This window comes from Vibrio sp. Y176, from assembly GCF_033438945.1.
The window spans coordinates 1-727 of record NZ_JAWOQS010000477.1 but is presented as its reverse complement, the minus strand read 5'-3'; the positions used below and the strand labels follow the sequence as shown (position 1 = coordinate 727).

1 protein-coding gene is annotated in these 727 nt (G+C 46.5%); it reads right to left on the bottom strand.

The window, feature by feature from the left end; all coding sequences use genetic code 11:
• Positions 1-727, bottom strand: a 727-nt coding sequence (locus R7O13_RS26810; RefSeq protein WP_318305199.1) for a VWA domain-containing protein, incomplete at both ends; no start/stop codon positions are given.

Here is a 727-nt window from a genome sequence, read left to right as displayed (position 1 = left end):
AAAAAGTCTTTCACCATCATTTCGCCAGCACCTACGCCGACGGTATAAATAGTGGCATTGTATTTCTTCGCAATCTCAGCCGCTTCGATTGGATCTAACACACCAGCGGTGTTACTGCCGTCACTGAGCAAAATCATCACGCGCTGGGGCGCATCGCTATCGACAAAGGTTTTTGTTCCTAAGCCGATACCATCGCCAATTGCGGTTCGTTGACCAACTAGGCCAATTACGGTTTGCTTGATTTGTTGGATAACGGTTTGTCGGTCAGCCGTCAGTGGCGTTTGTAAGTACGCGTGGTCACCAAATAGAACTACTCCAAGCCGATCACCTTTTCGCTGCGCGACAAAATCTGATAGGACTTTTTTCACGGCAGAGAGTCGGTCGATGTACTCGCCATCTAAGTTCATGTCCTCTTTTTGCATGGAGCCTGAAAGGTCAACCACCAGCATTAAGTCTCGGTACTTAGGTTGAAACTCGACAGGTTCACCAAACCAAACTGGTCTCGCACAAGCGACGACCAATAATGTCCAAACGCCTACAGCTAACGATTTTTGTAGCCATTGTTTAGGTTTACGGCTGTTTTTGCTTTCTGGCAAATACGCCAGTTTGATTTCTGCTTGTCGAGTTTCTTCAGGAAGAAGCTTGTAAATCAGCAGAGGTAAGGGCAACAAAAAAAGTGCCCACCACCAGACAAATTCAATGTTTAACCATTGGGAAAGGTCTGTCA